23 protein-coding genes are annotated in these 26,011 nt (G+C 71.3%); 9 read left to right on the top strand and 14 right to left on the bottom strand.

Going from position 1 to position 26,011, the window contains the following annotated elements:
* Positions 1-39: 39 nt before the first annotated feature.
* Both AB0I73_RS20785 and rsmI read right to left on the bottom strand, forming a co-directional pair.
* A complete protein-coding gene (locus AB0I73_RS20785; RefSeq protein ID WP_363039382.1) occupies positions 40-405 on the bottom strand; it encodes a hypothetical protein in 366 nt (121 codons plus the stop codon).
* A gap of 177 nt (positions 406-582) precedes the next feature.
* Positions 583-1,431 carry a 16S rRNA (cytidine(1402)-2'-O)-methyltransferase gene (gene rsmI, locus AB0I73_RS20780; protein WP_363039380.1) on the bottom strand — a complete coding sequence of 283 codons (849 nt, stop codon included), beginning with the start codon at positions 1,429-1,431 and terminating at the stop codon, positions 583-585.
* A gap of 117 nt (positions 1,432-1,548) precedes the next feature.
* Between rsmI and AB0I73_RS20775 the strand changes: the two genes are divergently transcribed.
* Together AB0I73_RS20775 and AB0I73_RS20770 are read left to right on the top strand one after the other, a co-directional pair.
* Entirely contained in the window at positions 1,549-3,312 is a 1,764-nt protein-coding gene (locus AB0I73_RS20775; protein ID WP_363039378.1) for a phospholipid carrier-dependent glycosyltransferase, read from the top strand.
* Positions 3,313-3,617: 305 nt separating this feature from the next.
* Complete coding sequence (locus AB0I73_RS20770) at positions 3,618-3,797, top strand: hypothetical protein (protein WP_363039376.1); 180 nt, start codon at positions 3,618-3,620, stop codon at positions 3,795-3,797.
* Between the two features lie 728 nt (positions 3,798-4,525).
* Here the strand turns inward: AB0I73_RS20770 and AB0I73_RS20765 are convergent.
* Together AB0I73_RS20765 and AB0I73_RS20760 are read right to left on the bottom strand one after the other, a co-directional pair.
* A complete protein-coding gene (locus AB0I73_RS20765; protein WP_363039374.1) occupies positions 4,526-4,708 on the bottom strand; it encodes a hypothetical protein in 183 nt (60 codons plus the stop codon).
* A gap of 93 nt (positions 4,709-4,801) precedes the next feature.
* Complete coding sequence (locus AB0I73_RS20760) at positions 4,802-5,158, bottom strand: PRC-barrel domain-containing protein (protein WP_363039372.1); 357 nt, start codon at positions 5,156-5,158, stop codon at positions 4,802-4,804.
* Positions 5,159-6,129: 971 nt separating this feature from the next.
* Between AB0I73_RS20760 and AB0I73_RS20755 the strand changes: the two genes are divergently transcribed.
* A complete protein-coding gene (locus AB0I73_RS20755; RefSeq protein WP_363039370.1) occupies positions 6,130-6,957 on the top strand; it encodes an alpha/beta hydrolase in 828 nt (275 codons plus the stop codon).
* A 72-nt stretch (positions 6,958-7,029) separates the two neighbouring features.
* Here AB0I73_RS20755 and AB0I73_RS20750 read toward each other — a convergent pair whose 3' ends face one another.
* Positions 7,030-7,704 carry a hypothetical protein gene (locus tag AB0I73_RS20750; RefSeq protein ID WP_363039368.1) on the bottom strand — a complete coding sequence of 225 codons (675 nt, stop codon included), beginning with the start codon at positions 7,702-7,704 and terminating at the stop codon, positions 7,030-7,032.
* A 253-nt stretch (positions 7,705-7,957) separates the two neighbouring features.
* On the opposite strand from AB0I73_RS20750, the gene AB0I73_RS20745 reads away from it, so the two are divergent.
* The gene (locus AB0I73_RS20745; protein ID WP_363039366.1) at positions 7,958-9,607 is read left to right on the top strand and encodes a penicillin-binding transpeptidase domain-containing protein; all 1,650 of its coding nucleotides are present in this window, start codon (positions 7,958-7,960) and stop codon (positions 9,605-9,607) included.
* A gap of 155 nt (positions 9,608-9,762) precedes the next feature.
* Entirely contained in the window at positions 9,763-11,433 is a 1,671-nt protein-coding gene (locus AB0I73_RS20740; protein ID WP_363039364.1) for a penicillin-binding transpeptidase domain-containing protein, read from the top strand.
* 45 nt (positions 11,434-11,478) lie between these two features.
* Here the strand turns inward: AB0I73_RS20740 and AB0I73_RS20735 are convergent, their stop codons facing one another.
* Entirely contained in the window at positions 11,479-11,850 is a 372-nt protein-coding gene (locus tag AB0I73_RS20735) for an SsgA family sporulation/cell division regulator (protein WP_363039362.1), read from the bottom strand.
* Positions 11,851-12,083: 233 nt separating this feature from the next.
* On the opposite strand from AB0I73_RS20735, the gene AB0I73_RS20730 reads away from it, so the two are divergent.
* From AB0I73_RS20730 to AB0I73_RS20720, 3 genes are all read left to right on the top strand, one after another.
* Positions 12,084-12,545 (top strand): MarR family transcriptional regulator, encoded by a 462-nt coding sequence (locus tag AB0I73_RS20730; protein WP_363039360.1) that lies wholly within the window; start codon positions 12,084-12,086, stop codon positions 12,543-12,545.
* Between the two features lie 119 nt (positions 12,546-12,664).
* Positions 12,665-13,120, top strand: a complete 456-nt coding sequence (locus AB0I73_RS20725; protein WP_363039358.1) for an organic hydroperoxide resistance protein — start codon at positions 12,665-12,667, stop codon at positions 13,118-13,120.
* Positions 13,121-13,211: 91 nt separating this feature from the next.
* A complete protein-coding gene (locus AB0I73_RS20720; protein WP_363039455.1) occupies positions 13,212-14,390 on the top strand; it encodes a serine hydrolase domain-containing protein in 1,179 nt (392 codons plus the stop codon).
* Between the two features lies 1 nt (position 14,391).
* Here the strand turns inward: AB0I73_RS20720 and AB0I73_RS20715 are convergent, their stop codons facing one another.
* The 5 genes from AB0I73_RS20715 to AB0I73_RS20695 all read right to left on the bottom strand — a co-directional run bounded on the left by AB0I73_RS20715 (position 14,392) and on the right by AB0I73_RS20695 (position 19,528).
* Positions 14,392-14,676, bottom strand: coding sequence for a DUF1876 domain-containing protein (locus AB0I73_RS20715; RefSeq protein ID WP_181383646.1), 285 nt, complete (start codon positions 14,674-14,676; stop codon positions 14,392-14,394).
* An 80-nt stretch (positions 14,677-14,756) separates the two neighbouring features.
* Positions 14,757-15,602 (bottom strand): DMT family transporter, encoded by an 846-nt coding sequence (locus AB0I73_RS20710; RefSeq protein WP_363039356.1) that lies wholly within the window; start codon positions 15,600-15,602, stop codon positions 14,757-14,759.
* Positions 15,599-16,150, bottom strand: coding sequence for a YbaK/EbsC family protein (locus tag AB0I73_RS20705; protein ID WP_363039354.1), 552 nt, complete (start codon positions 16,148-16,150; stop codon positions 15,599-15,601). Before AB0I73_RS20705 ends, AB0I73_RS20710 begins: the two co-directional genes overlap by 4 nt.
* A 403-nt stretch (positions 16,151-16,553) precedes the next feature.
* The gene (locus AB0I73_RS20700; protein WP_363039352.1) at positions 16,554-18,788 is read right to left on the bottom strand and encodes an MMPL family transporter; all 2,235 of its coding nucleotides are present in this window, start codon (positions 18,786-18,788) and stop codon (positions 16,554-16,556) included.
* 140 nt (positions 18,789-18,928) lie between these two features.
* Positions 18,929-19,528 (bottom strand): TetR/AcrR family transcriptional regulator, encoded by a 600-nt coding sequence (locus AB0I73_RS20695; protein WP_363039350.1) that lies wholly within the window; start codon positions 19,526-19,528, stop codon positions 18,929-18,931.
* Between the two features lie 182 nt (positions 19,529-19,710).
* Here AB0I73_RS20695 and AB0I73_RS20690 point away from each other — a divergent pair, with 182 nt between their 5' ends.
* Positions 19,711-23,052 carry a S41 family peptidase gene (locus AB0I73_RS20690; RefSeq protein WP_363039348.1) on the top strand — a complete coding sequence of 1,114 codons (3,342 nt, stop codon included), beginning with the start codon at positions 19,711-19,713 and terminating at the stop codon, positions 23,050-23,052.
* A gap of 150 nt (positions 23,053-23,202) precedes the next feature.
* On the opposite strand, the gene AB0I73_RS20685 is transcribed toward AB0I73_RS20690, so the two are convergent.
* The 3 genes from AB0I73_RS20685 to AB0I73_RS20675 form a co-directional block, all read right to left on the bottom strand.
* Positions 23,203-23,385 (bottom strand): hypothetical protein, encoded by a 183-nt coding sequence (locus AB0I73_RS20685; RefSeq protein WP_363039346.1) that lies wholly within the window; start codon positions 23,383-23,385, stop codon positions 23,203-23,205.
* Positions 23,386-23,461: 76 nt separating this feature from the next.
* On the bottom strand, positions 23,462-24,346 hold the full coding sequence (locus tag AB0I73_RS20680; RefSeq protein WP_363039344.1) for an SDR family oxidoreductase: 885 nt from the start codon (positions 24,344-24,346) through the stop codon (positions 23,462-23,464).
* On the bottom strand, positions 24,343-25,860 hold the full coding sequence (locus tag AB0I73_RS20675; RefSeq protein WP_363039342.1) for an NAD(P)/FAD-dependent oxidoreductase: 1,518 nt from the start codon (positions 25,858-25,860) through the stop codon (positions 24,343-24,345). The genes AB0I73_RS20680 and AB0I73_RS20675 overlap by 4 nt, the downstream gene beginning before the upstream one ends.
* Positions 25,861-26,011 lie beyond the last annotated feature (151 nt).

The raw sequence follows: 26,011 nt of genomic DNA, 5'->3' as shown, positions 1-26,011 counted from the left end.
CGCGGAAGGGGCCTTCCCCACCACGGGGGCACCTGCTCGTCAGCCCGCCCTGTGGAAGGAGGGCAGCAGGTCGGACAGGCGCCAGTGGTGACCGTGGTGCTCACGGTGTCCATGGTGCTCACGGTGCTCCCTGTGGGCCGCGCTCCGTGCGGAGGCGACCCGGCCGGGCCGCATGATCCGTACGACGTGGCCGTCACAGTTGAGGCACGTCGGACGGCTCAGCGGGGAGGGCACGACCCGGCCGTCCGCCACGTAGCGCACGACGTCATGGCCGTCGGTGTCCTCGTGGTGCTCTATCTCGTACGACTGCTCCCAGCCGTACCCGCAGCGCATGCAGGCGAACGAGTACGACTCCCTGACGACGCCGTCGGCGCGGTGTCCGGCCCGTCCTGCGATCTCGGTCATCCTGACTCCTGTCGGTCCACGGCGGGCACGGGCCGGTGCGGCCCGTGCCTCCCTCCAGTGGACTCCTCAGGAGACGCGAAAGCAGTAGGGGCGGCGGAGTATTGGCGCCGTTTTAAGGGTTTCGTTGCCGAAGGCTCCCAAGCGCTCGACCGACGTCCCGAGCCGTCTCCGCCCCGCTCACCCCGCGGGGTGTTTCGCCGCCACCACCGCGTCGAAGACCTCCCGCTTGGGCACCCCCGCCTCCACCGCGACCGCCGCGATCGCCTCCTTGCGCCGCTCCCCCGCCTCCTCCCGCACGCGCACCCTGCGCGCCAGCTCGGCGGCGTCCACCTGCTCGGCGCCCCGGTCCGGCGCGCCCTCGACCACGACGGTGATCTCCCCGCGCACCCCCTCGGCCGCCCACTCGGCCAGCTCGGCGAGCGAGCCCCGCCTGACCTCCTCGTACGTCTTGGTCAGCTCGCGGCAGACGGCGGCCCGGCGCTCCGCGCCGAACACCTCGGCCATCGCGGCGAGCGTGTCGTCGAGCCGGTGCGGGGACTCGAAGTAGACGAGGGTGCGCCGTTCCCCGGCCACCTCCCGCAGCCGCCCGAGCCGCTCCCCGGCCTTGCGGGGCGGGAAGCCCTCGAAGCAGAACCGGTCGACGGGCAGCCCGGACAGGGCGAGCGCGGTGAGCACGGCGGACGGTCCGGGCACCGCGGTGACCTTGATGTCCCGCTCGACGGCGGCCGCGACCAGCCGGTACCCGGGGTCGGACACGGAGGGCATCCCGGCGTCCGTCACCAGCAGCACGCGCGCGCCACCGGCCAGTTCCTCGACCAGTTCGGGCGTACGGGCGGACTCGTTGCCCTCGAAGTACGACACCACCCGGCCCCTGGGGGTGACGCCGAGCGCCTGGGCCAGCCGCCGCAGCCGCCGGGTGTCCTCGGCGGCGACGACGTCGGCGCCGGCCAGCTCCTCGGCGAGCCGGGGCGGGGCGTCGGAGACGTCGCCGATGGGGGTGCCTGCGAGTACGAGGGTTCCGGTCACTCCCCCATCCTCCCAGGGCCGGACGGGCCGGAGGTCCCGGGCGGACCGGCCTCGTCCGGAACCGGGCATACCACCCATGCGCGGGACTCCCGCAGCGCCGTTCCCTACGATGGCGCGGTGACCAGTACCGCGTCCTCCACGGACACCCGGCAGGACCAGTCGCCGCAGGAGCGGCAACCGTCGTGGCAGCAGCGGCTGCGCCGCTTCGGCCACCCGGCGGCGGGGACCGGAGGCGGTGCCTGCGAGGTTCCCGACATCCGTGACCGCCTGGTCCCGCCGTACACCGAGCCGTCCGGCAGACTGTGGAACACGCTCGGGGTGCCGCCGGTGCTCGCCGACCGGATCACCCGCTGGTCGGCGTGGGGCGGCCCGCTGCTGGTCACCCTGTTCGCGGGAGTGCTGCGGTTCTGGAACCTGGGCAGCCCCAGGGCGGTGATATTCGACGAGACGTACTACGCCAAGGACGCGTGGGCGCTCGTCCACCGCGGCTTCGAGGTCAACTGGGACAAGAACGCCAACGACCTGATCCTCTCCAGGGGCGGTGACGTCCCCGTCCCGATCGAAGCGGCGTACGTCGTGCATCCGCCGGTCGGCAAGTACGTCATCGGGCTGGGCGAGCTGATGTTCGGGTTCGACCCGTTCGGCTGGCGGTTCATGACGGCCCTGCTCGGGACGCTCTCCGTCCTGATGCTGTGCCGCATCGGCCGGCGCCTGTTCCGTTCCACGTTCTTGGGCTGCCTCGCGGGCGCGCTGATGGCGGTGGACGGGCTGCACTTCGTGATGAGCCGCACCGCGCTGCTCGACGGGGTGCTGATGTTCTTCGTGCTCGCGGCCTTCGGGTGCCTGCTCGTCGACCGGGACCGGGCCAGGGCGCGGCTCGCCGCCGCGCTGCCCGTGGGCCCCGACGGCCGGACCCCGCCGGACCCGGACATCGCCGAGAACACCCGGCTGGGCCTGCGGCCCTGGCGGCTGGCGGCGGGGCTGGTGCTGGGCCTGGCGTTCGCCACGAAGTGGAACGGGCTGTACGTCATGGCCGCGCTCTGCGTGATGGCGGTGCTGTGGGACGTCGGCGCGCGCCGGACCGCCGGTGCCCACCGCCCCTACCGGGCGGTGCTGCGGCGCGACCTGGGCTGGGCGTTCCTCTCCACCGTCCCGGTCGCGCTCGCGACGTACGTCGCCTCGTGGCTCGGCTGGTTCCTCTCCGCGGACGACGGCAGCGGCGGCTACTACCGCGACTGGGCGGTGACCGACGGCAAGGGCAGCAGCTGGTCCTGGCTGTTCCCCGACTGGTGGCGCAGCTTCTGGCACTACGAGAACCAGGTGTACGACTTCCACGTCGGCCTGTCCTCGCCGCACACCTACGAGTCGAACCCGTGGAGCTGGATCGTCACCGGCCGCCCGGTCTCCTACTTCTACGAGTCCCCGGCGCCCGGCACGGACGGCTGCCCGGCCGACGCGGGCGAGAAGTGCGCCCGTGAGGTGCTGGCCCTGGGCACGCCCATGCTGTGGTGGGTGGCCTGCTTCGCGCTCCTCTACGTCCTGTGGCGCTGGTTCTTCCGCCGTGACTGGCGGGCGGGCGCCATCGCCTGCGGCGTCGCGGCCGGCTACCTGCCGTGGTTCCTGTACCAGGAGCGCACGATCTTCTTCTTCTACTCCATCGTCTTCCTCCCGTTCCTGTGCCTGGCGGTGGCGATGCTCCTGGGCGCGCTCGTCGGCCCGCCCCGCTCCAGCGACACCCGCAGGGTCGCGGGCGCAACGGCGGCAGGCGTCCTGGTCCTCCTGATCGCCTGGAACTTCATCTACTTCTGGCCCATCTACACCGGCACCTCCATCCCCATCGACGACTGGCGCTCCCGGATGTGGCTGGACACCTGGGTCTGACCGGGCGGACGCACCACGACGACCACGGCGAACGTTCAGTCGTCGTGGTCGTCGTTGGTCGTTGACGGTCATCGCAGGCCCCCCTCGGGCGGCCCGGAGACGGCCCGGCTCATGGCAACGGCAGATTTACAGCTCCCTCGAGATCACTCGCTCGTGCCCTGTCCGACCAGCAGGGATGTGCCTCCGACGTTCAAGATGCCGACGTCTCGTCCACGCCTCGTCCGGAGCCGACCACCGCCTCGGCTCTGCTGCGGTCCGCGCAGGAGCGGAGCAGTATGGAAGGCAAGCGACCGAGGAGGCCTGCCATGAAAACCGGAGACACCGGAGAATCGGCCTACGAACCGTGGCTGTACTCTCACACGCCCTCGCAGGCCGAAGGCGAGCGTGACGATCCCGTCGAACGCGCGGCCATGCACCCGGACGTCCCCAGGACCGAGCCGTCCCAGGCGGAGGGCGAGCAGGCGGACGACGCCAGGACGGCATGACTGCCGCCAAGAGACCTCCCTCGCTCCCTCTGATCCGCGTTTCCGCAGACCAGAGGGGGCCTCTTCGCACAAGTGGCGGCGTCAGGATCCGAACCTGAAAAGGCTGAGCCGGCAGATTTACAGCGGGCTCCGCGCACCTGCTGCGGCCTGCGCGTTTCCTTGATCCTGGCGCTACGGGGACACCCGGGGGAAAACGGCAGCCAGTGCTCGCGCGGCGGCCTCTCGCTTGCCTGACCGGACATCCATCGCTCGCCCCGGGCCGGTGCCCCGCCGGTGCGCGGGTCCGGTCGCCCGCCGGTAACTCAGCGTGAGCGCTCGGCCGGACCTCCACGATGGCGTCGGCGTCCTCCTGGTCGCCCTCCTCCTCGCGCCAGAGGTAGACCCGCACGTGCTTCGCCCGGTGCAGGCCGCGCACCTTCCACTCGGTCATCAGGTCGACGACGACGAGGGAGAGGGCGTACTGGGGACCCTCGCTCGAATCGTCGACGGTGATCGTGCCCCGCCACCGTTCCGGGTCGCTGCCGTAGGGGCGCCAGCCCTCCGAGCCGTGCGGCTCGAACACCCGGTACACCCAGTCCGTCTCGGTGCCCATAGCACCGATCCTGTCACTGCACGGAGCACCATGCGCCGCATCGGATCCATCCCTGCCTACGACAACCGCCCCGACGCCTTTGAGCTGCTCGCTTCGCCGTTTCTCGTCCGTACTGGGTCGCCGACCAGTGGTGGCATCACCGGACGGGGTGTCGATGGGAGTGTCGATGAGAGCGCCGGGACCAGCGCATGCCGAACAGGACCAGGTCTGCCACGAAGACCACGATGCCGATGATCAGGAGGTAGAACAGCCCCTCCGCCACCGCGCCGATGATTCCCAGGACGATGGCCACGAGGATCAGGAACAGGAAAAGCGCCATGGTGAGCACATCCTCGAGCTTCTGCTGCGGGCGATGAGCCCCGCTGTGACCAGCGGTTTGGTCGGGCTTCGGCGCTCTTGCGACGGAGGCTGGTCAGCGGCGTGCGAGGCGGCGCCCGCTCCCAGTACCGCGCTCGTAAGGCCTCTCGTAGTGTTTGAAGACCTCTTCTTCCCGCTCGACCGGCAGGACGTCATCCATGCCCATGGACGGCGCCTTCCTCACCAGCCCCCTCCCGTGCGCCACCTTCACGTACCCGGGGCCCAGCGTCGCCTCGTCGAGGGGCACGAAGACCAGTCGGTGCCGGGTCGGCAGTCCGGTACGGACGGTGGCCATGGCCGGCGCGTCGGTGGTGGTGTCCACGTAGACCGCTTCCAGGGCTCCGATCTTGCGTCCCTTGGGATCGATCACGTCCCGGTTGCGCCACTCGCGGATATCGGCTGAATGGATCATGCCTTGCTCCTTGCGGCCCGCGCCTCCCGCAGGCACTGCATCCGACAGGAGGAGTGGCTACGCGAGGTCTACCACCTCTTCATCGTACTCTGACCGCTGGTGCATGCTGTCGAAAACGCCTGGTCGCAGGCGGTCGCCTCCCCCGCCGACCCACCCCTCGCCCCAGCTCCCGTCCCGTCCGCCGTCGACCCGCACATCGTGGAGCGGGCGTGGTCCAGGGCGTCCAGGTGGAGCGCGCCACCGTACGAACGGCCTGGACGCCATGGGCCGCGTCTGCTCGGCTCTGCCTGGGGCCGATGGCGGACGGGATGGAACCCCTCACACACGCCACGATGGACCCGCGGTCGGCGACGGCGCCCCCTCCCTCCCGGTGCCGGCCGATCCCCCGCCGGAGGCATGTTCTTGACCGTGGCCTCGATGGTCGGGTGCTCGCCGCATGGCTTCCGGAGTTCGACCGATCCGTGAGGACGCGGCAGCCTGCCGCGTCCTCACGGTCGCTCCCGGTCGGTGGAGCATGGAGAGCAGTGCGCGGGCAGCTTTCGAGGCCAACGGGTTCTCAGGGCTGATAGCAGTCATGATCGGAACGGTAGGACATCCGGACGACGGCCAGGAAGGTCAGTTGTTCCTCGACTCTGCTTCACTGATGAGCACCTGCGCCGGTACCCGAAGCACCATCTCCGAGCAGGGGAAGAGCCGTCGTCGACTGTCGTCATCTGTCATCGTCGAGCACCTCCGCACGGCCCGGAGACGGCCCGAGCGAGGGTGTCGCAGTGCACCTCTCGATGCGCTGAAGTGGAGCTTCCCCAGTAGGGTGGGATGCACGACGCGCTCATCGGCCGCCTTCCGCTGCCGGCCTCTCCGTCGCCTCCCATGCGCGTCCGCTGTTGGTCGTGGCGTGACATTCCAAGTGCGGCTCGGGCACTGAATTCCCATGAAGCGCGGAGTTCCGGACAAGTGCTAGAGAGGCAATCATGGCCTTTGCCACTGCCAAGGACGACACACAGATCTATTTCAAGGACTGGGGGTCGGGCCCACCGGTGGTCTTTTCCCACGGCTGGCCGCTGATCGCGGACGCGTGGGATCCGCAGCTGAAGCTGATGGCGGACAACGGCTTCCGGGCTGTGGCCCACGACCGGCGCGGGGGTGGACGCTCGGGCCAGTCCTGGAAGGGGAACGACCTCGACACGTACGCTGAAGATCTGGCCTCGGTCATCGAGGCCCTCGACCTTCGCAACGTCATCCTGGTCGGTCACTCGACCGGTGGGGGAGAGGTCACACGCTACATCGGCCGACATGGTTCGAGTCGTGTCACCAAGGTGGTTCTGCTCGGCGCGATCCCCCCGTTGATGCTCAAGACGGAAGCGAACCCGGAGGGGCTGCCGACCGACGTCTTCGACGAACTCCGAAAAGGCGTACTGACGGACCGTTCTCAGTTCTACAAGGACCTCAGTGCTCCCTTCTACGGCGCCAACCGCGAAGGATCGAACGTCTCGCAGGGGATCCGCGACGAGTTCTGGCTCTGGAGCATGACGGTGGGCATCGTGGGCGCCCACGACTGCATCAAGGCGTTCTCCGAGACCGACCTCACCGAGGACCTCAAGAAGTTCGACATCCCCACGCTGATCATTCACGGTGACGACGATCAGATCGTTCCCATCGTGGCATCCGCGAATAAATCGTCGCAGCTCGTCAAGGACGTGACCTTCAAGGTCTACCCGGGTGCTCCGCACGGCTTGTCGATGGTTCCCGAGTTCGCGGGACGGTTCAACGCCGACCTCCTCGAATTCGCACGCGGCTGACCGGCCGCGCCTCGTCGCTCACTGGTCTTCTCGCGTTCTGGCCTGCGGATGCCCGTCCGCAAGCCTCGACCGTCAGGCGCAGGCATCGGTGTCCATGTCGTCCGATGCGCGCGTGCCCGGCCGTTTGCCGTAAAGGCTGAGGTCCTCCCCCTCGATACCGGTGTGCGTGTCGCCGAGTTCGCGGACCGTGTCACCCAGCAGCTTGCCGAGCATCCGGCCGGTGTTGTGCTCGGCCAGGGCCGCCCGGTCGCGCTCCCTGCCCGTCGTGTCGAGCTTCCGGTGCGCATAGGGCGGGTAGTGCTCGGTGATGTTCTGCCAGAAGACGTCGAAGGTCTGCAGCCGGCGGTCGGCCGCGTTCCTCGAGATCGCGGACGGGCAGCCGGGCGGCTCCTCGAGCCGGTTCATGCGGATGTGTCCGGCCGACCCCGGTTCCCGCACGACCAGTTGGCCTCCCTGTCTGCGGACGACCAGCTCGGCCTCACCGTCCTCACCGAAGGACGTCGCATCGCCGTCGCGGCCCACCGGTGTCGACGAGTCCCCGCCGAGGCAGCTCGCCGCCGTCCGGTCGTAGGAGGTGAGCCGCGTCCTCCCCGCACCGTCCCGGGCGATGTCGAAGACGTAGCCGTATCCGGCGCTCTGCCATGCCCCTTCGATCGCCGTGTTCCGGTCGCCAGGGGCGCGGGCCGGACCCGAGCAAGCGGTCAGCACCGCGGCGATCCCCACCCACAGCCATCGTCTCCGCGCCATGATCGGGAACGTACCGCAAGAACCCCGAACAACCCGCACAAAAGGCTGTCCCGGCCGCCGGAGGGTGTCGAGCCGGGCGAGCCGGAGAAGGTGGGCGACGGCCTTCGGGCCCCCTGACCACCCGTCTCCGTTCGGACAACAATCGGAAACAGCCGTCCCGGTCGTCACTCCTTGTGCGTAGAGTGCTCACTCGCCGAACGTCCTGAACACGTTCAGAAGGCGTGGGGGGTCCGGCGGGGAGGGGAAAAGCCCGATGGGCAAGGGGGTCAAGGCCACCGTCATCGGTGGTGTGTTCGCGGTCATGGTGGGGGGCGCCGGGTACGGGGTCTACACCATCGTGTCGGCGGTGAACGGCGACGGGGGAGGCGGCGGTTCGGACGCGGCCGTGACCAAGAAGTCCGGGCCGCCGGACGAGGAGGAGGTCGCGAAGGCGAGCGGGGCGTTCTTCGCGGCCTGGGAGAAGGGGCAGGCGGAGCAGGCGGCGTCGTACACGAACAACGCCGGGGAGGCGGCCCCGCTGCTGGCGGCCTACGGCGAGGACGCCCACCTGGCCGACGTCGAGATCACGCCGGGCACGGCCACCGGCACCACCGTGCCGTTCCGGGTGAAGGCGACCGCCTCCTACGGCGGGAAGTCCGAACCGCTCAGCTACAAGAGCGAGTTGACCGTCGTGCGCGGGGAGACCACCGGGCGCGCGCTGGTCGACTGGCAGCCGTCCGTCGTCCACCCGGATCTGGAGGACGGCGACACCCTGGTCACCGGGGAGGCGGCGCAGCCGCCGATCGAGGCCCTGGGCCGGGACGGCGCGGTACTCACCGAGGAGAAGTACCCCTCCCTCGGCCCGATCCTGGACACCCTGCGCGAGAAGTACGGCGACGAGGCGGGCGGCACCCCCGGCGTCGAGCTGGTGATCCGGCACGCCGACGGGGCCGCGGGCGAGGGCGCCGGCGACACGACGCTGCTGACCCTCGCCAAGGGCAAACCCGGCCGACTGCGTACGACGCTCAGCGCGGGGGTGCAGGCCGCGGCCGAGAAAGCGGTGAAGGAGTTCGCCGAGTCGTCGGTGGTGGCGGTGCGGCCGAGCACCGGCGAGGTGCTGGCGGTCGCCAACCACCGCGAGGACGGGTTCAACGCGGCGTTCCAGGGCCGGGTCGCCCCCGGTTCCACCATGAAGATCGTCACCGCGGCCATGCTCATCGACAACGGCGTGGCCTCGATGAACGGCCCGGCGCCCTGCCCGCCCACCGCCACCTGGCAGAGCCAGACGTTCAAGAACCTCACCGACATGGAGCCGAACGACAACGCCACCCTCGCCAACAGCTTCCTGCGTTCCTGCAACACGGCCTTCATCAAGCTCATCGACGAGAAGCCGCTCACGGACGCCTCACTCACCCAGGAGGCCCAGGAGCGGTTCGGGCTGGGCCGGGACGACTGGAAGACCGGCATCGTCTCCTTCGACGGCAGTGTTCCCGCCGTCGCGGGTCCGGACCGTGCCGCCGGCGCCATCGGCCAGGGCCAGGTGCAGATGAACCCGCTGAACATGGCGTCGGTGACGGCGACCGCGATCACCGGTGCCTTCCGCCAGCCGTACCTGGTCTCCCCGGAGCTCGACGGCCGGCAGTTGGCGCAGGCCAAGGGCCTTCCGGCGGGCACCGCCGCCCAGTTGAAGCAGATGATGCGGCTCACCGCCACCCAGGGCACCGCCCAGGAGGCCATGGCCGGGCTCGGCGGCGACATCGGCGCGAAGACCGGTTCCGCCGAGGTCGACGGCAACGCCACCTCCGACAGCTGGTTCACCGGTTTCCGGGGCGACGTCGCGGCGGCGGCCATGAGCCAGCAGGGCGGCCACGGCGGGGACGCGGCCGGTCCGATTGTCGCAGCCGTGCTACGAGCGGGTGGCTGAGGGCGACGCGCGGGAGGGGGGACTCTAGGCTGGTGGCCGTCGTCGGCATGTGAGCGCCACGGCGGGTGAGAGCCATGGCGGATGAGCGCCACGAGGGCAGCGTGCGGGCATCGGGGGAGCCCGGCGGACTTTTTCTGCGGAGGATCGGACAAGCAGTGGGCAACAGAAAGCGCGTCGCCGAGCGACGGAAGACCCCGCCCGCCGTGCTCGGCGGGGTGATCGCCGTCGTCGTCGGCGGTGCCGGGCTCGGCGCCTACGCGCTGTTCGGGGGCGGGGGCGAGGACGACACCCGGACCTCCTCCACACAGCAGGCCAAGGAGGCCAGGACCGGCCCGCTGTCCGCCGCCGAGGTCACCGCCGCGGCCGACCGTTTCCTCACCGCCTGGCAGCAGGGCAAGGTGAGCGAGGCCGCCGAGGCCACCGACGACCCGGAGGCGGCCACCGCCCTGCTCACCGGCTACACCAAGGACGCCCGCGTCGAGGACGTCACCCTCACCGCCGGTGCCCGCACCGGTGACAAGGTCCCGTTCTCCGTCAAGGGCACGGTGGCGTACGGGGACTTCACCGAGCCGCTCGCCTACGACAGCGCGCTGACCGTCGTGCGCCGGGACGGGGACGGCGAACCGCAGGTCGCGTGGTCGCCCTCCGTCGTGCACCCCGACCTCAAGGACGGCGACAAGCTGGTCACCGGGGAGGCGGGCACCCCGCCGGTCAAGGCGCTGGACCGGGACGGCGGCGAACTGACCACCGCCACCTACCCGTCCATCGGGCTGATACTGGACGGACTGCGCGAGAAGTACGGCAAGACGGCGGGCGGCGAGGCCGGCATCGAACTGCGCGTGGTCCGCGGCAAGGAGTCCAAGAAGGCGGAGGCCTCCGACAAGACCGTGCTGGAGCTGAGCAAGGGCACCCCCGGCACGGTGCGGACCACGCTGGATCCGACTCTCCAGGCCGCGGCCGAGGAGCAGGTGGCCAAGAAGGCCAAGTCGTCGGTGGTGGTGCTGCGGGCGTCGACCGGCGAGATCCTCGCCGCCGCGAACGCCTCGCGCGGCTTCAACACCGCGTTCCAGGGGTCGCTGGCCCCCGGCTCGACGATGAAGGTGCTCACCGCCTCGATGCTGATCGAGAAGGGCCTCGCGTCCATCGACGAGAAGCACCCGTGCCCGAAGTACTTCAGCTACGGCGGCTGGAAGTTCCAGAACCTCGACAAGTTCGACATCAAGGGCGGAACGTTCCGGGACAGCTTCGGCGCCTCCTGCAACACCGCCTTCATCAGCCAGGCGCCCGAGTTGGCGGACGACGACCTGACCAAGCACGCGCAGCAGGTCTTCGGGCTCGCGAAGAACGACTGGCAGATCGGGGTGTCGTCCTTCGACGGCGCGGTGCCGGTGCAGAAGGACGCCCCCATGGCGGCTTCCCTGATCGGTCAGGGCGGGGTGCGGATGAACCCGCTGAACATGGCGTCGGTGTCGGCGACCGTCAAGGCGGGCGTGTTCCACCAGCCGTACCTGGTGTCGCCGGAGGTGGACAACCGCGAACTGGCCACCGCCTCGCGTGCCATGTCGCCGGAAACGCTGTCGCAGTTGCGGGAGTTGATGTCGTACACGGCGACCAGCGGCACTGCGGCGACCGCGATGGCCGGGGTGAGCGGTGACAAGGGCGCGAAGACCGGGTCGGCCGAGGTCGACGGTCAGAAGAAGCCCAACGGCTGGTTCACCGCGTACCGCGGGGACCTGGCGGCGGCGGGCGTCGTGCAGTCGGCCGGCCACGGCGGCAAGACGGCGGGGCCGATCGTGGCGAGCCTGCTGAAGCTCGGCGACGGCTGACCCGGGCGTGGGCGGCGGTTCACCCACCGCCGCCCGTCAGCGCGGTCAGCGCGGGACCGGTTCGGCGGCCGCCGCGGCCGCGTACGTGCGCCGCAGGAACCGGGTCAGAGCCTTCGTCTCGAACTGCACCACCGACACCCCCTGCGCGGAGTGGAACTCCACGACGGTCTGTACCCGGCCGCACGGCCACACCTGCACGCCGCCGCTTCCCACGGGGGTGCGCAGCCCTTGTTCGAGCAGCGCACGGGGGACGGGCCACTCGCGGTTCCCGGGGCCGGGCATCCGCACCGTCACGGTGCGGGGGTCGTCCTCGGCGTCGTAGCACAGCGTCACGGGCACCGCTGCGCGGTCCGCGGCCTGCGGGGCGTCCGCGTCCGTGACGATCTGCGCGCGTGCGTACTGCTCGACTGCGTTCATGGGTGGCCCCTCACGGTGCTCTACCTGTACGAAAGCCGCATACCCACTCGTACTCACAATGTCGCACACATTCCGGAATCCCACTCTCCGTACGGGTCCGGTCACGGATGCGCCGAAGTCGCGCCCGCCGCCGACGCCCTGATGCGCGCACCGCCTGGAACCGCCGTCCGGCTTCGACCCCCGGTCGGTACCGGCCGCGCCGGGCGCGCCCGGCCGTCCGTGACAATGGGCGTGTGACGAACGAGGAGACCGAGGGCTCACTGCTGCTGGACGAGCAGCTGTGCTTCGCGCTGTACGCCGCCCAGCGCGCGGTGACGGCCGCGTACCGCCCGCTTCTCGACGAGCTCGGACTGACCTACCCGCAGTATCTGGTGCTGCTGGTGCTGTGGGAGCGGGGGGAGACGACGGTCAAGGAGCTGGCGTCGGCCCTGCGTCTCGACTACGGCACGATGTCGCCCCTGCTGAAACGGCTGGAGGTCGCGGGCCTGGTCCGCCGGGAGCGGGCGGCGCACGACGAGCGTTCGGTGCTGGTCGCGTGCACCGGGCGCGGAGAGGAGCTGCGGGAGCGGGCGGCGCGGGTGCCCGGCGCGCTGCTCACGACGACCGGGCTCACGGGTGCCGAGGTGGCAAGGCTGCGCGAGGAGCTGTGGCAGTTGGCCCGGAGGGCGGACGCGGCGGCGGAGCGGTCGGACTGACCACGCGCACCGACCACGCATTACCCGTAGTTACTCCCCCCTGGTGGCGGCAACTTACTACCCGCCAGTACCTTGTGCACGATGTATTTGCGCACGCCTGATTCCGGGAAGGTCCAGCCATGACCGAGGACACTGCTGTCGCCGCCGCCGACACCCGTCCGACGAAGATCATGTACGTCGCCGAGGCCACCGCGCACGGCGGCCGGGACGGCTACGTCACCACCCAGGACGGCCGTCTGGACCTGAAGGTCGCGATGCCTCCCGCGCTGGGGGGCGACGGCGACGGCACCAACCCCGAGCAACTGTTCGCGGCCGGCTTCAGCTCCTGCTTCCACAACGCCCTGATCCTGGTGGGCAACCGGGCCGGCTACGACCTCACCGGCTCCACCGTCGCCGCGAAGGTCGGCATCGGCCCCAACAAGCAGCGCGGCTACGGGCTCGCGGTCGCCCTGAGCGTCTCCCTCCCGGTCCTGGACGCCGACCTCGCAGCCGGGCTGGTGGACGCGGCCCACGCGGTCTGCCCGTACTCCAACGCCACCCGCGGCAACATCGATGTGACGATCGTGCTGGGCTGACCCAGGCTCCCCCAAGGAATCACAGGCGGACGGCAGCGGTTGCACCCACTGTCGCAGGTATGTGAAAGGGAAGGGGCCGACGGACGTGGGCGTGGATGTGCACGGCACAGTGACCGAGGGCTTCGAGCCGGTGCGGGAGGCGTTCGCACGGAACTTCGAGCGCCTCGGGGACCGGGGCGCCGCCGTCGCCGTCTACCGGGACGGGCGCCGGGTCGTCGACCTGTGGGCCGGTGTCAAGGACGTCAACGGCACCGACGACACCGACGGCGCGGAGCCCTGGCGGCGGGGCACCGCCCAGATCGTGCGCTCGGCGACCAAGGGCGTCGCCGCCGCCGTCCCCCTGCTGCTGCACCAGTACGGCGAACTGGACCTGGACGCACCGGTCGGCCACTACTGGCCGGAGTTCAAGGCCCACGGCAAGGAGCGGGTGCTGGTCCGGCACCTGCTGAACCACCGGGCCGGACTCCCGTTCCTCGACCGCCCGCTCACCCCGGCGGAGGCGCTCGACCCGCTGCGGGGCGCCGAGGCGGTCGCCACCCAGGCACCCGTGTGGGAGCCGGGCACCGACCACGGCTACCACGCCCTCACCTACGGCTGGCTGCTCGACGGACTGGTCCGGCGCGTGACGGACCGGGGAGCCGGCCAGTGGATCGCGGAGCGGATCGCCGCTCCGCTGGGGCTCGACTTCTGGCTGGGGCTGCCCGAGGCGGAGGCCGGCCGGGTGGGGCGGGTCGGCCCGGTCGAGGGGCCCGAGCCGTCCGGCGCGCTGCGCGCCCGCCCCAAGCGCTCGGTCACCGCGGCCTACGCCGACCCCGCCTCCGTCACCCGCCGGGCCTTCGCCGCGATCAGCCCGTCCCCGGACCCGAACGACCCGGCGTTCCGCGCACTGGCCCAGCCCGCCGCCAACGGCATCGCGACGGCGGACGGACTCGCCCGCTTCTACGCCTCACTGATCGGGCGGGTCGACGGCGTACGCCTCTTCGAGCCGGCCACCGTCGAACGCGCCCGCGCCGAGGAGTCGGCGGGCCCGGACCGCGTCCTGATCGTGGGCACCCGCTTCGGCCTCGGTTACATGCTGCACGGCAGCGCGTCGCCGTTCCTGGCCCCGGGCTCCTTCGGCCACCCCGGCCGCGGCGGCTCCCTGGGCTTCGCCGACCCGGAGTCGGGCATCGCCTTCGGCTACGTCACCAACGGTTTCCGCACGACGGTGACCTCCGACCCCCGAGCCCAGGCCCTGGTACGGGCGGTGCGCTCGGCCCTGGGCAGCTAGCTCATACGTGGATCGGGTGCGAGGTCCGGCCGGACACTTCGTCGATCTCGTCGTGCGCCTTGGTCAGCAGTTGCATCGCGAGTTCGTTCAACGCGCGTGCGCCGGCGACCTCCTCCCCGACCCTGGGCTGGTTCGCGTCGACGTGGTGCCGGCTCGCGTGCCCGTGGGACCGTACCTCGGTCCCGTCGGGCAGCCGGAGCAGCGCCGCCGCGCGCGTGTGCTGGTCGTCCTCCATGAACTCCATCTCGACGTGCCACCCGACCGTGGTGCGCATCGTGCTCGTCATGACGGTCACCTCCGGAAGTCCTGCTTCCAGGGTGCCCCTCCTCCCGCCCGACCGCACCCCATCACGCCCGGCCGCCGCCACTACCCGGCGCGCAGCATCAGCCCGATCCCGACGACCAGCAGCCCGGCCGCGGCGACGCGCGGGGCGCCGAAGCGCTCCCGGAAGAACAGCGCCCCGATACCGGCTCCCACGATGATCGACGATTCCCGCAGGGCCGCGACCGGGGCGAGGGGGGCGCGGGTCTGGGCCCACAGGACGAGGGCGTACGCGGTGACGGAGAGGGCCGCGCCGAGCAGGCCGAGGGCCGCGTACGGGCGCAGCAGGGCGGTGGTGCCGCCCCGCCGGCGCCAGAGCACGTACGCCGGGATCACCGTGCCCTGGAGGGCCATGAGGCAGGCGATGTAGCCGAGGGAGGAGCCGGCGGCGCGTACGCCGAGGCCGTCGACGACGGTGTACGCGGCGATGGTCAGCCCGGTGGCCAGTGCCGCCCCGATCGCCGCCCAGTCGGGCCGGTGCCCGCGCAGCCCCCACAGGGCGACGCCGGTCAGTCCCGCGCAGGACAGGGCGATCCCGGCGGCGGCCCATCCGTCGGGCACCTCGTGCGCGAACACGGCGGCGAGGACCGTGACCAGCAGCGGCGCGCTGCCTCTGGCGATCGGGTACGCCTGCCCGAAGTCGCCCAGTTCGAAGGACTTCATCAGCAGTGCGTAGTAGGCGATGTGGATCACGGCCGAACCGAGCAGGTACGGCCAGGCCCCCGCCGCCGGTAACGGCACGAACGGCAGCAGTGCGAGCCCGATCAGCAGGCCGCCGCCCGAGATCAGGGCGAAGCCGGCCAGTTTGTCGGTGATCCGGTGCGCGATGGCGTTCCAGGCGGCGTGGGTGACCGCGGCCAGCAGGACCGCCGCGGTGACCAGTGGGGTCATGCGGAGCGCTCGCGCACGTCCGCCAGGATGCCGCCGGCGTGGGCGATCAGCGTCTCGGGTTCCATCGGGAAGACGGTGTACGGGGTGCCGGCCGCCGCCCACACGAGATCGTGGGCGAGCAGGGAGCGGTCGGCGAGGACGCGGGTCGTGGTGCGGTGCCCGAAGGGCGGCACGCCGCCGATCGCGTACCCGGTGGTCTCCCGTACGACGTCCGCCTTCGCGCGGGTGACCTGCTGTGCGCCGAGTTCCCGCCGGACCCGTTCCAGGTCCACCCGGGAGGCGCCGTCCATGAGGACCAGTACCGGCACGCCTCCCCCAAGCTCTCGACCCCCCTCGAGCAGGGGGGACCCCCATGCGGCGAAGATCAGCGACTTGCAGATCTGGCTGAGCTCGCAGCCGATCGCGGCGGCGGCCTCGGGGGCGGTACGGGCGGCGTCGGGGAAGCGCCGGACCTGCCCGATCACCTGCGGGAGCCCCATCTCCCGCAGGGCCTCGGCGAATCGGGGGTGGGCGGCGGAGCCCTCGTGGTCAGTGGCGGCTGTCGTCATGCGGGGCACGCTAGGGCCTGTCCGACGGAACATGCCACAGACGCGGGGTCTGGTGCGCACATCTGCCGCGTTGTCGTCACTCGCCGACTCCCTCGAGCTCTCGACGAGCTCGAGCAGAGGGACCCCCATCGCGTCGACTCCCTCCTCCGTCTTGCAGCTGCACACACCAGATCCCGTTCACCCGCGCCGACAAGGCGCCGTCGATTTCCTGCGGTCTGCTCCGCCGGACAGGCCCTAGCGGGCGGTGCGGGCGGCGGGCGACCGGGTTGTTCCGGTGGTGGGCGCGGCAGGCTCGGAACGAGGAAGCCGGTGAGGGCTCCCCGTCCCCACGGGGCCCTCACCGGCTGGTACTGGGGACCGCAGGAGCTGACGTCCTGCGGTCCGGTGCGGTCATCCGCCGCTGTCAGACACGGACCAGTTCCCGGTCCTCGCCCTCCTTGTCGTTCCTGTCGTCCTGCGTGCGCAGGCCCTCGCCCTCGACGTCCACGTTGGGCAGGACGCGGTCCAGCCACTTCGGGAGCCACCAGGCCTTCTTGCCCAGCAGGGCCAGCACCGCCGGGACGATCGCCATGCGGACGACGAACGCGTCGAAGAGGACGGCGACGGCGAGGCCGAAGCCGATCATCTTGACCATCGCCTCGCTGGAGCCGATGAAGCCGGAGAAGACGGCCATCATGATCACCGCTGCGGCGGTCACGACCCGGGCGCTGTACCGGAAGCCGGTCACCACGGCCTGGCTGGGGTTCTCCCCGTGGACGAAGGCCTCCCGCATCCGGGTCACGAGGAACACCTCGTAGTCCATGGCCAGTCCGAAGACCACGCCGACCATGAAGATCGGCATCATCGACATGACCGGGCCGGTCTCCTCCACGCCCACCAGTCCGGACAGCCAGCCCCACTGGAAGACCGCGACCACGGCGCCCAGGGCGGCCAGCACGGAGAGCAGGAAGCCGAGGGCCGCCTTCAGCGGGACCAGGATCGACCGGAAGACCACGATCAGCAGCAGGAACGCCAGCCCGACCACCAGGGTCAGATACGGCACCAGCGCGTCGTTGAGCTTCTGCGACACGTCGATGTTCATCGCCGTGGCACCGGTGACCAGGATGTCGGCGCCGGCGTCGGCCTTGATGTCCGCTCCGGCGTCCCGGATGTCGTGCACCAGGTCCTCGGTCGCCACGGACGACGGCTTGGAGTCCGGGATGACGGTGATCGTGGCCGTGTCGCCGGCCTCGTTGGGTGCCGCCGGGGCCACCGTGATGACGCCGTCGAGGCCCTTGATGTCGTCGCCGGTCCGCTGGAAGACGGCCTGCGGGTCGTCGCTGTCCTTGGCGTCGACCACGACGACCAGCGGACCGTTGAAGCCGGGGCCGAAGCCCTCGGACAGCAGGTCGTAGGCGCGGCGCTGGGTGGTGGACGTCGGCTGCGAACCGTCGTCGGGCAGGCCCAGTTCCAGGGAGCTCGCCGGGACGGCGGCCGCACCGAGGCCGACGACGCCGAGCAGGAGGACGGCCACGGGACGGCGTACGACGAAGCTCGCCCAGCGGGTGCCCATGTTCGGGCGCTGCGCCTTGTCCGTCTCCTTACCGGTCTTCTTGTCGCGGCCGCCGCCGAGCAGCTTGCTCTTCTCGCCGGCCGGGCGGACCCTGCGGCCCGCGTAGCCGAGCAGCGCCGGGACCATGGTGAGCGCGATGAGGACGGCGATGGCGACGGTGCCCGCGGCGGCGATGCCCATCTTGGTCAGCATCGGGATGTTGACGACCGACAGGCCGACGAGGGCGATGACGACCGTGAGCCCGGCGAAGACGACCGCGGAGCCCGCGGTGCCGACGGCGCGGCCCGCCGCCTCCTCGCGCTCCCTGCCCTCGGCCAGTTCGGCGCGGTAGCGGGAGACGATGAACAGCGCGTAGTCGATGCCGACGGCGAGGCCGATCATCGTGGCCAGGATGGAGGTGGTGGAGCCGAGGTCCAGGGTGGCGGCCAGCGCGGAGATGCTCGCGACGCCGATGCCGACGCCGACGATCGCGGTGAGCAGCGGCAGGCCGGCCGCGATCAGCGAGCCGAAGGTGATGACCAGGACGACCGCGGCGACACCGATACCGATGATCTCGGCGGCGCCGGTCTCCGGGACGGCCTGCAGCGCGTCACCGCCGATCTCCACGGTCAGTCCGGTGTCACGGGCGTCCTCGGCGGCGGCCTTCAGGGCGTCGCGCGAGGAGTCCTCCAGTTCCATGCCGGAGACCTTGTAGCTCACCGACGCGTAGGCGACCGTGCCGTCCTGGCTGACGCCTCCGCCCTGGTACGGGTCGGTGACGAGGGCGACCCGGGAGTCGCCGGAGAGCTCCTGGACGGTCTTCTGGACGGTCGCCTTGTTGTCGGCGTCGGTCATCTTCTCGCCGGCGGGCGCCTTGAAGACGACGCGTGCGGTCGCCCCGTCGGCGCTGGCACCGGGGAAGCGTTCTTCCAGCACGTCGAAGGCCTTCTGGGCCTCGGTGCCGGGGATGGAGAACGAGGTGTTGCCGGCCGCGGGAGCGCCCGCCGCGCCGACGCCGGCGAGTGCCAGCAGCGCCACCCAGAACAGGGCGGTGAAGTGTCGTCGCCTGAAGGCGAAGCGTCCGAGTCGATAGAGGAATGTGGCCACGAGGGAGTACTCCCGGTCAGGTCGTGGGTTCTTCAGGGCAGGGGAGTCCAGCCCGACGACGTGAGCGGTGGCGTCCGTCAGGTGGTGATGATGAGGGTGGTGATGAGGGTGGTGATGAGGGAGAGAGCCGACCGGGGCGGTCAGCGGGTGGACACGCCGAGGGCGGGGAGGACCACGGCGTCGATGTACGAGGTGAGGAAGTCCCGCGTGGGCGGCCGGTCGTCGATCAGCGTCCGTGTGGCGAACGCGCCGACGAGCATGTGCACCATGTAGTCCAGCGCCGGGTTGTCCGGGCGGACCTCGCCGCGCTCGACCGCGCGCCGGACGATCCCCCGGAACTCGTCGACCTCGGGTTCCACGAACAGGTCCCTGAAGGCGCGCCTCAGGTCGTCGTTCGTGTGGACCGCCATGGCGAGCGCCCGCATCAGGGCGGCGTTCTGCTCCATGACGCAGTCGTTCTCGCGGCCGATGAGACCGTGCAGGTCGCCCCGCAGGGAACCGGTGTCGATGTCACCGATGCTGCCCGGCTGCTGGTACCGCATGGCTCTCACCACCAGCTCGGCCTTGCCGCCCCACTGGCGGTAGAGGGTGGCCTTGCTGGACCGGGTGCGGGCGGCCACGGCGTCCATGGTGAGGGCGTCGTACCCGACCTCGCGGAGCAGGTCGAGCACGGCCGCGTAGATCTCGGCCACGCGCTCCGGGGTGATCCGGCTGCGCCGCGCCGTCGCGGCCTCGGTCATCCCGCTCACCTCTTCTCGCTCCGGATCCCACCGCGCCGAACGACACGGTTTCGTACACGACGAATGTACCGCAGCCCTTAGAGGAACGAAACCGTTTCGTACGTGTGCTGGGTCACGTCGGGAGGGCCGCCGCCGTTCCGCACGAGTTGCTGCGGTCCGTCACCGGGAAAAGCATGGGAAGAGTGAGTTACCTGCGCCTGCCCCACCTCAACGGCGACCTGCTGTGCTTCGTGACCGAGGACGACCTCTGGCTCGCCCCGCTCGACGCCCCGCGCCGGGCCTGGCGACTCACCGTCGACCGCACCAAGCTCGGCCACCCCCGCTTCTCCCCCGACGGCCGCCACATCGCGTACACGAGCTGGCGCAGCCTCGACCCCGAGGTCCACCTGGTGCCGGTGGACGGCGGGCCGGGCCGCCGGCTGACCTACTGGGGCAGCCCCGACACCCGGGTCTGCGGCTGGACGCCCCCGAACGGCGACGAGAGCCCCGAGATCCTCGCCGTCGCCTCGCACGGCCAGCCGTTCTCGTACTTCAGCTGGTCCTACAAGCTCTCCCCTGACGGCGGTCCGGGCCGCCAACTGCCCTGGGGGCCGGTGAGCGACATCCAGGTCGCCGAGATCGACGGGGAACGCAAGACCCTGCTACTCACCGGCACCCCACCGCACGAGCCGGCCAGCTGGAAGCGGTACCGCGGCGGGGCGACGGGCAGGCTGTGGCTGCACGGACGACACCTGCTCGACGGGCACGACGGGCTCGCCAAGGTCGACGGGCATCTGCAGTCCCCGATGTTCACCGGCGGCCGGATCGCCTTCCTCTCCGACCACGAGGGCGTCGGCAACCTGTACTCCTGCGCGTACGACGGCTCCGACCTGCGCCGCCACACCGACCACGACGCGTTCTACGCCCGACACGCGTCCAGCGACGGCACCCGGGTCGTCTACCAGTGCGCCGGTGACCTGTGGATCGTCGACGACCTGTCCCCGGACTCCGTGCCGCACCGGCTGGACATCACGCTGAGCGGTCCGCGCGCCGGGCGGCGCCGTTACCAGGTGCCCGCCGCGCACCACCTGGACGGCGTCTCGGTGGACGAGACCGGCCGGGCCAGCGCCGTCGTCGTACGCGGCAGCCTGTACTGGCTCACCCACCGCGACGGCCCCGCGCGCACCCTCGCCGACACCCCCGGCGTGCGGGTGCGGCTGCCGGAGATGCTCGGCGCGAGCGGGCGGGTGGCGTACGTGACGGACGCCGAGGGCGAGGACGCGATCGAGATCGTCTCCCTGCCCCGGGCGAGCGGCCGCCGCCCCACCCGGCGGCTGGCCCCGGGGAGGCTGGGCCGGGTGCTGGAGATGGTGGCCGACCCGGACGGCGAACGCCTGGCCGTCGCCTCCCACGACGGCCGCCTGCTGCTCATCGACACCAGCGAGGCCGACACCGGCGAGGCCGACGACGGCCAGGGCTCCGTCACCGCCCCCGCCCCCGACTCCGACCCCGAAAACCCGGTCACCGAGCTGATCCGTTCCCTCAACGGGCCCGTGCGCGACCTCGCGTTCTCGCCCGACGGCGGGTGGCTCACCTGGTCGCATCCCGGTATCGGGCGGACGCTGCGGCAGATCAAACTGGCCCGGATCAAGGACCGGTTCGTCATCGACGTCACCAACGGCCGCTTCGAGGACGAGAACCCGGTCTTCACCCGGGACGGCCGCTATCTCGCCTTCCTGTCCTGGCGCGGCTTCGACCCGGTCTACGACGTGCACACCGGTGACCTGTCCTTCCCGCTGGGCTGCCGCCCGTACCTGGTGCCGCTGTCCTCGGCGACCCTCTCCCCGTTCGCCCTCACCCCCGAGGGCCGGCCGGCCGCCGGGGGCCTGGACCCGGTGGAGGCCGAGGAGGAGGACCTCGGCGACAGCGGCGGCGCGGTGACCGTCGAGATCGAGGGCCTGGAGAGCAGGGTCACCCCCTTCCCGGTCACCGCCTCCAAGTACTCGGCGCTGCACCCGGTCGCGGGCGGCGGGCTGGTCTGGCTGCGCTGGCCGATCTCGGGCGCGCTCGGCGAGACGTTCGCGAACCCGGACGACACCAGCGGTCGGCCGACCCTCGAGCACTTCGACATCAGCAAGGCGAAGAGGTCCGAACTCGTCGACCACCTGGACCTCTTCGCGGTCAGCGGCGACGGGACGCGGCTGGTCGTGGCCGACGGGGGCGAGCCGCGCGCGGTGCCCGCGACCGAGCCGGGCGACAGCGACTCCACCGTCTGGATCGACGTCCGCCGCATCCTGCACGAGGCCGACCCGGTGGCCGAGTGGCGGCAGTCGTACGAGGAGGCCGGGCGGCTGATCCGGGCCTACTTCTGGGAACCCGGCATGTGCGGCATCGACTGGGACGCGGCGCTCGACCAGTACCGCCCGCTGATCGAACGGGTCGCCTCCCCCGACGAGTTCGCGGACCTGTTGCGTGAACTGCTCGGCGAACTCGGCACCTCGCACGCCTACGTCACCGCCGCCCGCCGCAACGAGGGCCCCCCGCACTACCAGCGCCACCAGGGCTTCCTCGGCGCCAACCTGGTGCCCAGGGAGGACGGTTGGACGGTCAAACGCATTCTGCCCGGCGACTCCTCCGACTCCCGCGCGCGTTCGCCGCTGGCCGGCACCGGCATCCGCGAGGGCGCGGTCCTCACCCATGTCCACGGCCGCCCGGTGGACCCGGTCGCCGGTCCCTATCCGCTGCTCGCGGGAGCGGGCGGTACGACGGTGGAGCTGACGTTCGCCCCGGCCGAGGGCACCGGCCCGCCCCGCAGGGTCGCCGTCGTCCCGCTGATCGACGAACGCCCCCTGCGCTACCAGGATTGGGTGGCCAAACGCCGGGAGGTGGTACGGGAGTTGAGCGGCGGCCGATGCGGCTATCTGCACATCCCCGACATGGGCGGCTCGGGCTGGGCCCAGTTCAACCGCGATCTGCGCATGGAGGTGTCCCGTCCGGCGCTGATCGTCGACGTGCGCGGCAACGCGGGTGGCCACATCAGCGAACTCGTCGTCGAGACGCTGACCCGCACCATCCTGGGCTGGGACCTCACCCGCGACGCCCAGCCGGTGTCGTACGCGGCCAACGCCCCGCGCGGGCCGGTGGTCGCCCTCGCGGACGAGGCGACGAGCTCCGACGGCGACATGATCACGGCCGCGTTCAAGCTGCTGAAGCTGGGGCCGGTGGTCGGGCAGCGCACCTGGGGCGGGGTGGTCGGCATGACCGGCCGGCACCGGCTGGGGGACGGCACGGTGATCACGGTGCCGATGAACGCGGCCTGGTTCGACGCGTACGGCTGGTCGGTGGAGAACAGGGGCGTCGCCCCCGACTTCGAGGCGCTGCGCACTCCGTTGGACTGGGCGGAGGGCCGGTACCCGGTGCTCGACAACGCGGTCCGACTGGCCCTGGAACTCCTGGAGACGGAGCCCCCCGCCACTCCCCCGACCTACAGCGACATCCCCGACCGCTCCCGCCCGAAGCTGCCACCGAGGACGCGCAGGACGTGAAGGGGCCGGGGACGCAAGGGATGTGCGGGATGCAAGGGACCTGAGGGGCTTGGAAACGGGAGAAGGGGCGCCTCCCGCGGAGGCGCCCCTTCCCGCTTCAGCAAACGGCCTTCAACGGCCGTGCCGAGCAGCGGCGTTCAGCACACGACGTCAGGCGTCGTAGTCCCGGTCGTGACGCTCCTCGGACTCCTTCCGCCCGCGCTGCGGGTTGTTCGGGTCCTCTTCGCGACGGCGACCGCGATTCTGCATCTGCTCCTTGGCCTGCCCGGCCTTCTGCTTGGCCTGCTGCTGCATCTGCTCGGACTTCTCCTGGAACTGATCCTTCATGCCCATGTGGGTTCACTCCCGTTGGGGTGTGGGGGATCTTGCCCGATCAGATTCACACAGGCGGTCACTCCGCGCATGTCGATCAGTCACGCACCGTAGTCCGGTGCTGTTCGTCGGCGTTGCCGCCGGCCCCGACCAGGCCCGTGCGCATGCCGGTGAGGCGGTCCGCGAACCGCCGCATCTCCCGCTGTCCGACGGTCCCGATCACGCCGGGCAGGTATCCGCGCACGCCCTGCATCCCGCGCAGCCACCACTGCCCGTACACGTGGCTCGAGCGCCGCTCGATCCCGGCCACGATCCGGTCCACCGCGGGCCCCGGCGGATACGTCCTGTTCGCCGGCCACGGCAGCCGCTGCCTGAGTTCCCGCATCACCTCGTCCTGGTCGGCCCCGCGCACCATGTCCGTGTCGGTCCAGGAGAGATAGCCGACGCCGACCCGCACCCCCCGGTGGCCGACCTCGGCCCGCAGACAGTGCGCGTACGCCTCCACACCGGACTTGGAGGCGCAGTACGCGGTCATCATCGGTGCCGGGGTGATCGCGGCGAGCGAGGCGATCTGGAGCAGGTAGCCGCGGCTCGCGGTCAGCAGCGGCAGGAACGCGCGGGCGGTGACCGCCGATCCGATCAGGTTGACCTCGACGACCCGCCGCCAGACCTGCGGATCGGAGTCGGCGAACGGACCGCCGTGAGCCACACCGGCGTTGGCGACCACGATGTCGACCCGCCCGAACCGCTCCCCGACCTCCCCCGCGACCCGGAGCATCGCCTCGTGGTCGGTGACGTCCGCGTGCCAGTGGCCGCTCTCGCCGTGCAGCCGCGCCGAGACCTGCTCGAGCACGTCCGGCTCCAGCCCGACCAGCGCCACCTTCGCCCCGCGCGCGGAGAGCTTGCGCGCGAGCAACTCCCCCACCCCGCGGGCCGCTCCGGTGACGACGGCGACCTTTCCTTCGAGACCGCCCCTGCTCATGCGGCCACCTCGGCGTTCTCGTGGGGCGCGGCGGTCTTCTTCGCGGGTGCGCGCAGGACGGCGTACTCGGACAGGTCCACGCGCCGGGTCTCGCGCCGGAACTCACCGGTCGTGCCCGGCCAGACGGTGGTGTTGCGGCCGCCGGCGTCCAGGTACCAGCTGGTGCAGCCGCCGGTGTTCCACACCGTGCGCTTCATCCGCTGCTGCACCCGGTGGTTCCAGACGCGGACGGCGCTCCGGCGGGCGTCGAGGGCCACCCGGCCGCCCAGGACGTCGAGTTGGTGGAGGTAGTCGGCGAGGTAGTTCAGCTGGGACTCGATCATGAGGATCATCGACGAGTTCCCGAGGCCGGTGTTCGGGCCGATGAGCGTCATCCAGTTGGGGAAGCCGGCGGCCGAGGCGCCGCGCAGGGCCTCCATCCCGCCCGTCCACGTCTCGGCGAGGGTCCTGCCCTCCGCGCCGACGACCCGCTCGGCGATGGGCATGTCGGTCACGTGGAACCCGGTCCCGAACACGATCGCGTCGACCTCGGCCCCGGTCCCGTCGGCGGCGACGACGGTCGACCCGCGGACCTCGCTCAACCCACTGGCGACGACATCGACGTTGGGCCGCGCGATCGCCGGATAGTACGTACTGGAGAGCAGGATCCGCTTGCATCCGATGCGGTAGTCGGGGACCAGTTTGGCGCGCAGGGCCGGGTCCTTGACGGCACGGGCCATGTTGCGCCTGGCCAACTGCTCGACGAGACCGAGCTCGCCCGGGTGCTTGGTGAACGCCTGCACCTGCAACTCCCTGACCCCCCACAGCAGTCCGCGGCGCAGCCGGGCGGTGAAGGGCAGCGCCCGGTGCAGGGCCCGTTCGGCGCCGCTGATGGCCCGGTCCAGGCGGGGCAGGACCCAGGGCGGGGTGCGCTGGAAGAGGGTGAGCCGGGAGACGAGCGGCTGGATCGACGGCACGATCTGGATCGCCGAGGCCCCCGTGCCGACCATGGCGACCCGCTTGCCGCGCAGGTCGTAGTCGTGGTCCCAGCGGGCGGAGTGGAAGACCTTGCCGGGGAAGGTGTCGAGCCCGGGGATGTCGGGGACCTTGGGGTCGGACAGCGGCCCGGTGGCGGAGACCACGACGTCGGCGGTGAGGGTGCCGCTGCCGGTCTCGACCTCCCACCACAGCCGTTCCGTGTCCCACACCATCCGCTTCACCTCCGAGTCGAAGCGGAGGTGCGGGCGCAGGCCGAAGGTGTCGGCGACGTGCTCCAGGTAGGCGCGTATGTGCTCCTGCCCGGAGAAGGAGCGCGGCCAGTCGGGGTGGGGCGCGAAGGAGAACGAGTACAGGTGGGACGGCACATCGCACGCACACCCGGGATAACTGTTGTCCCGCCAGGTACCACCGACGCTGCCGGCCCGCTCCAGGACGACGAAGTCGGTGACCCCCTCGCGCCGCAGCCGCACGGCGGCCCCCAGCCCGCCGAACCCGGACCCCACCACCGCGACCCGTACATGCTCGTGCTCGGCCATCCCGAAGCCTCCAGCCCTCGCGCACCACCGAAAACCCCGCCAGTGAACACTGGCGTAATGGGGAGAGTAGGGCAGGGCCGTACTGATGGGTAGGGGGTACGCAGGGAAAGTTACCGCCGGTACGCCCTAGGCTGCTGCCGTGGCAGAGGAG

It is taken from the genome of Streptomyces sp. NPDC050388 (assembly GCF_040655635.1).
Taxonomy (GTDB): Bacteria; Actinomycetota; Actinomycetes; order Streptomycetales; family Streptomycetaceae; genus Streptomyces.
Note: the sequence above shows the minus strand (reverse complement) of the source record. Positions and strands in the feature narration are given on the sequence as shown.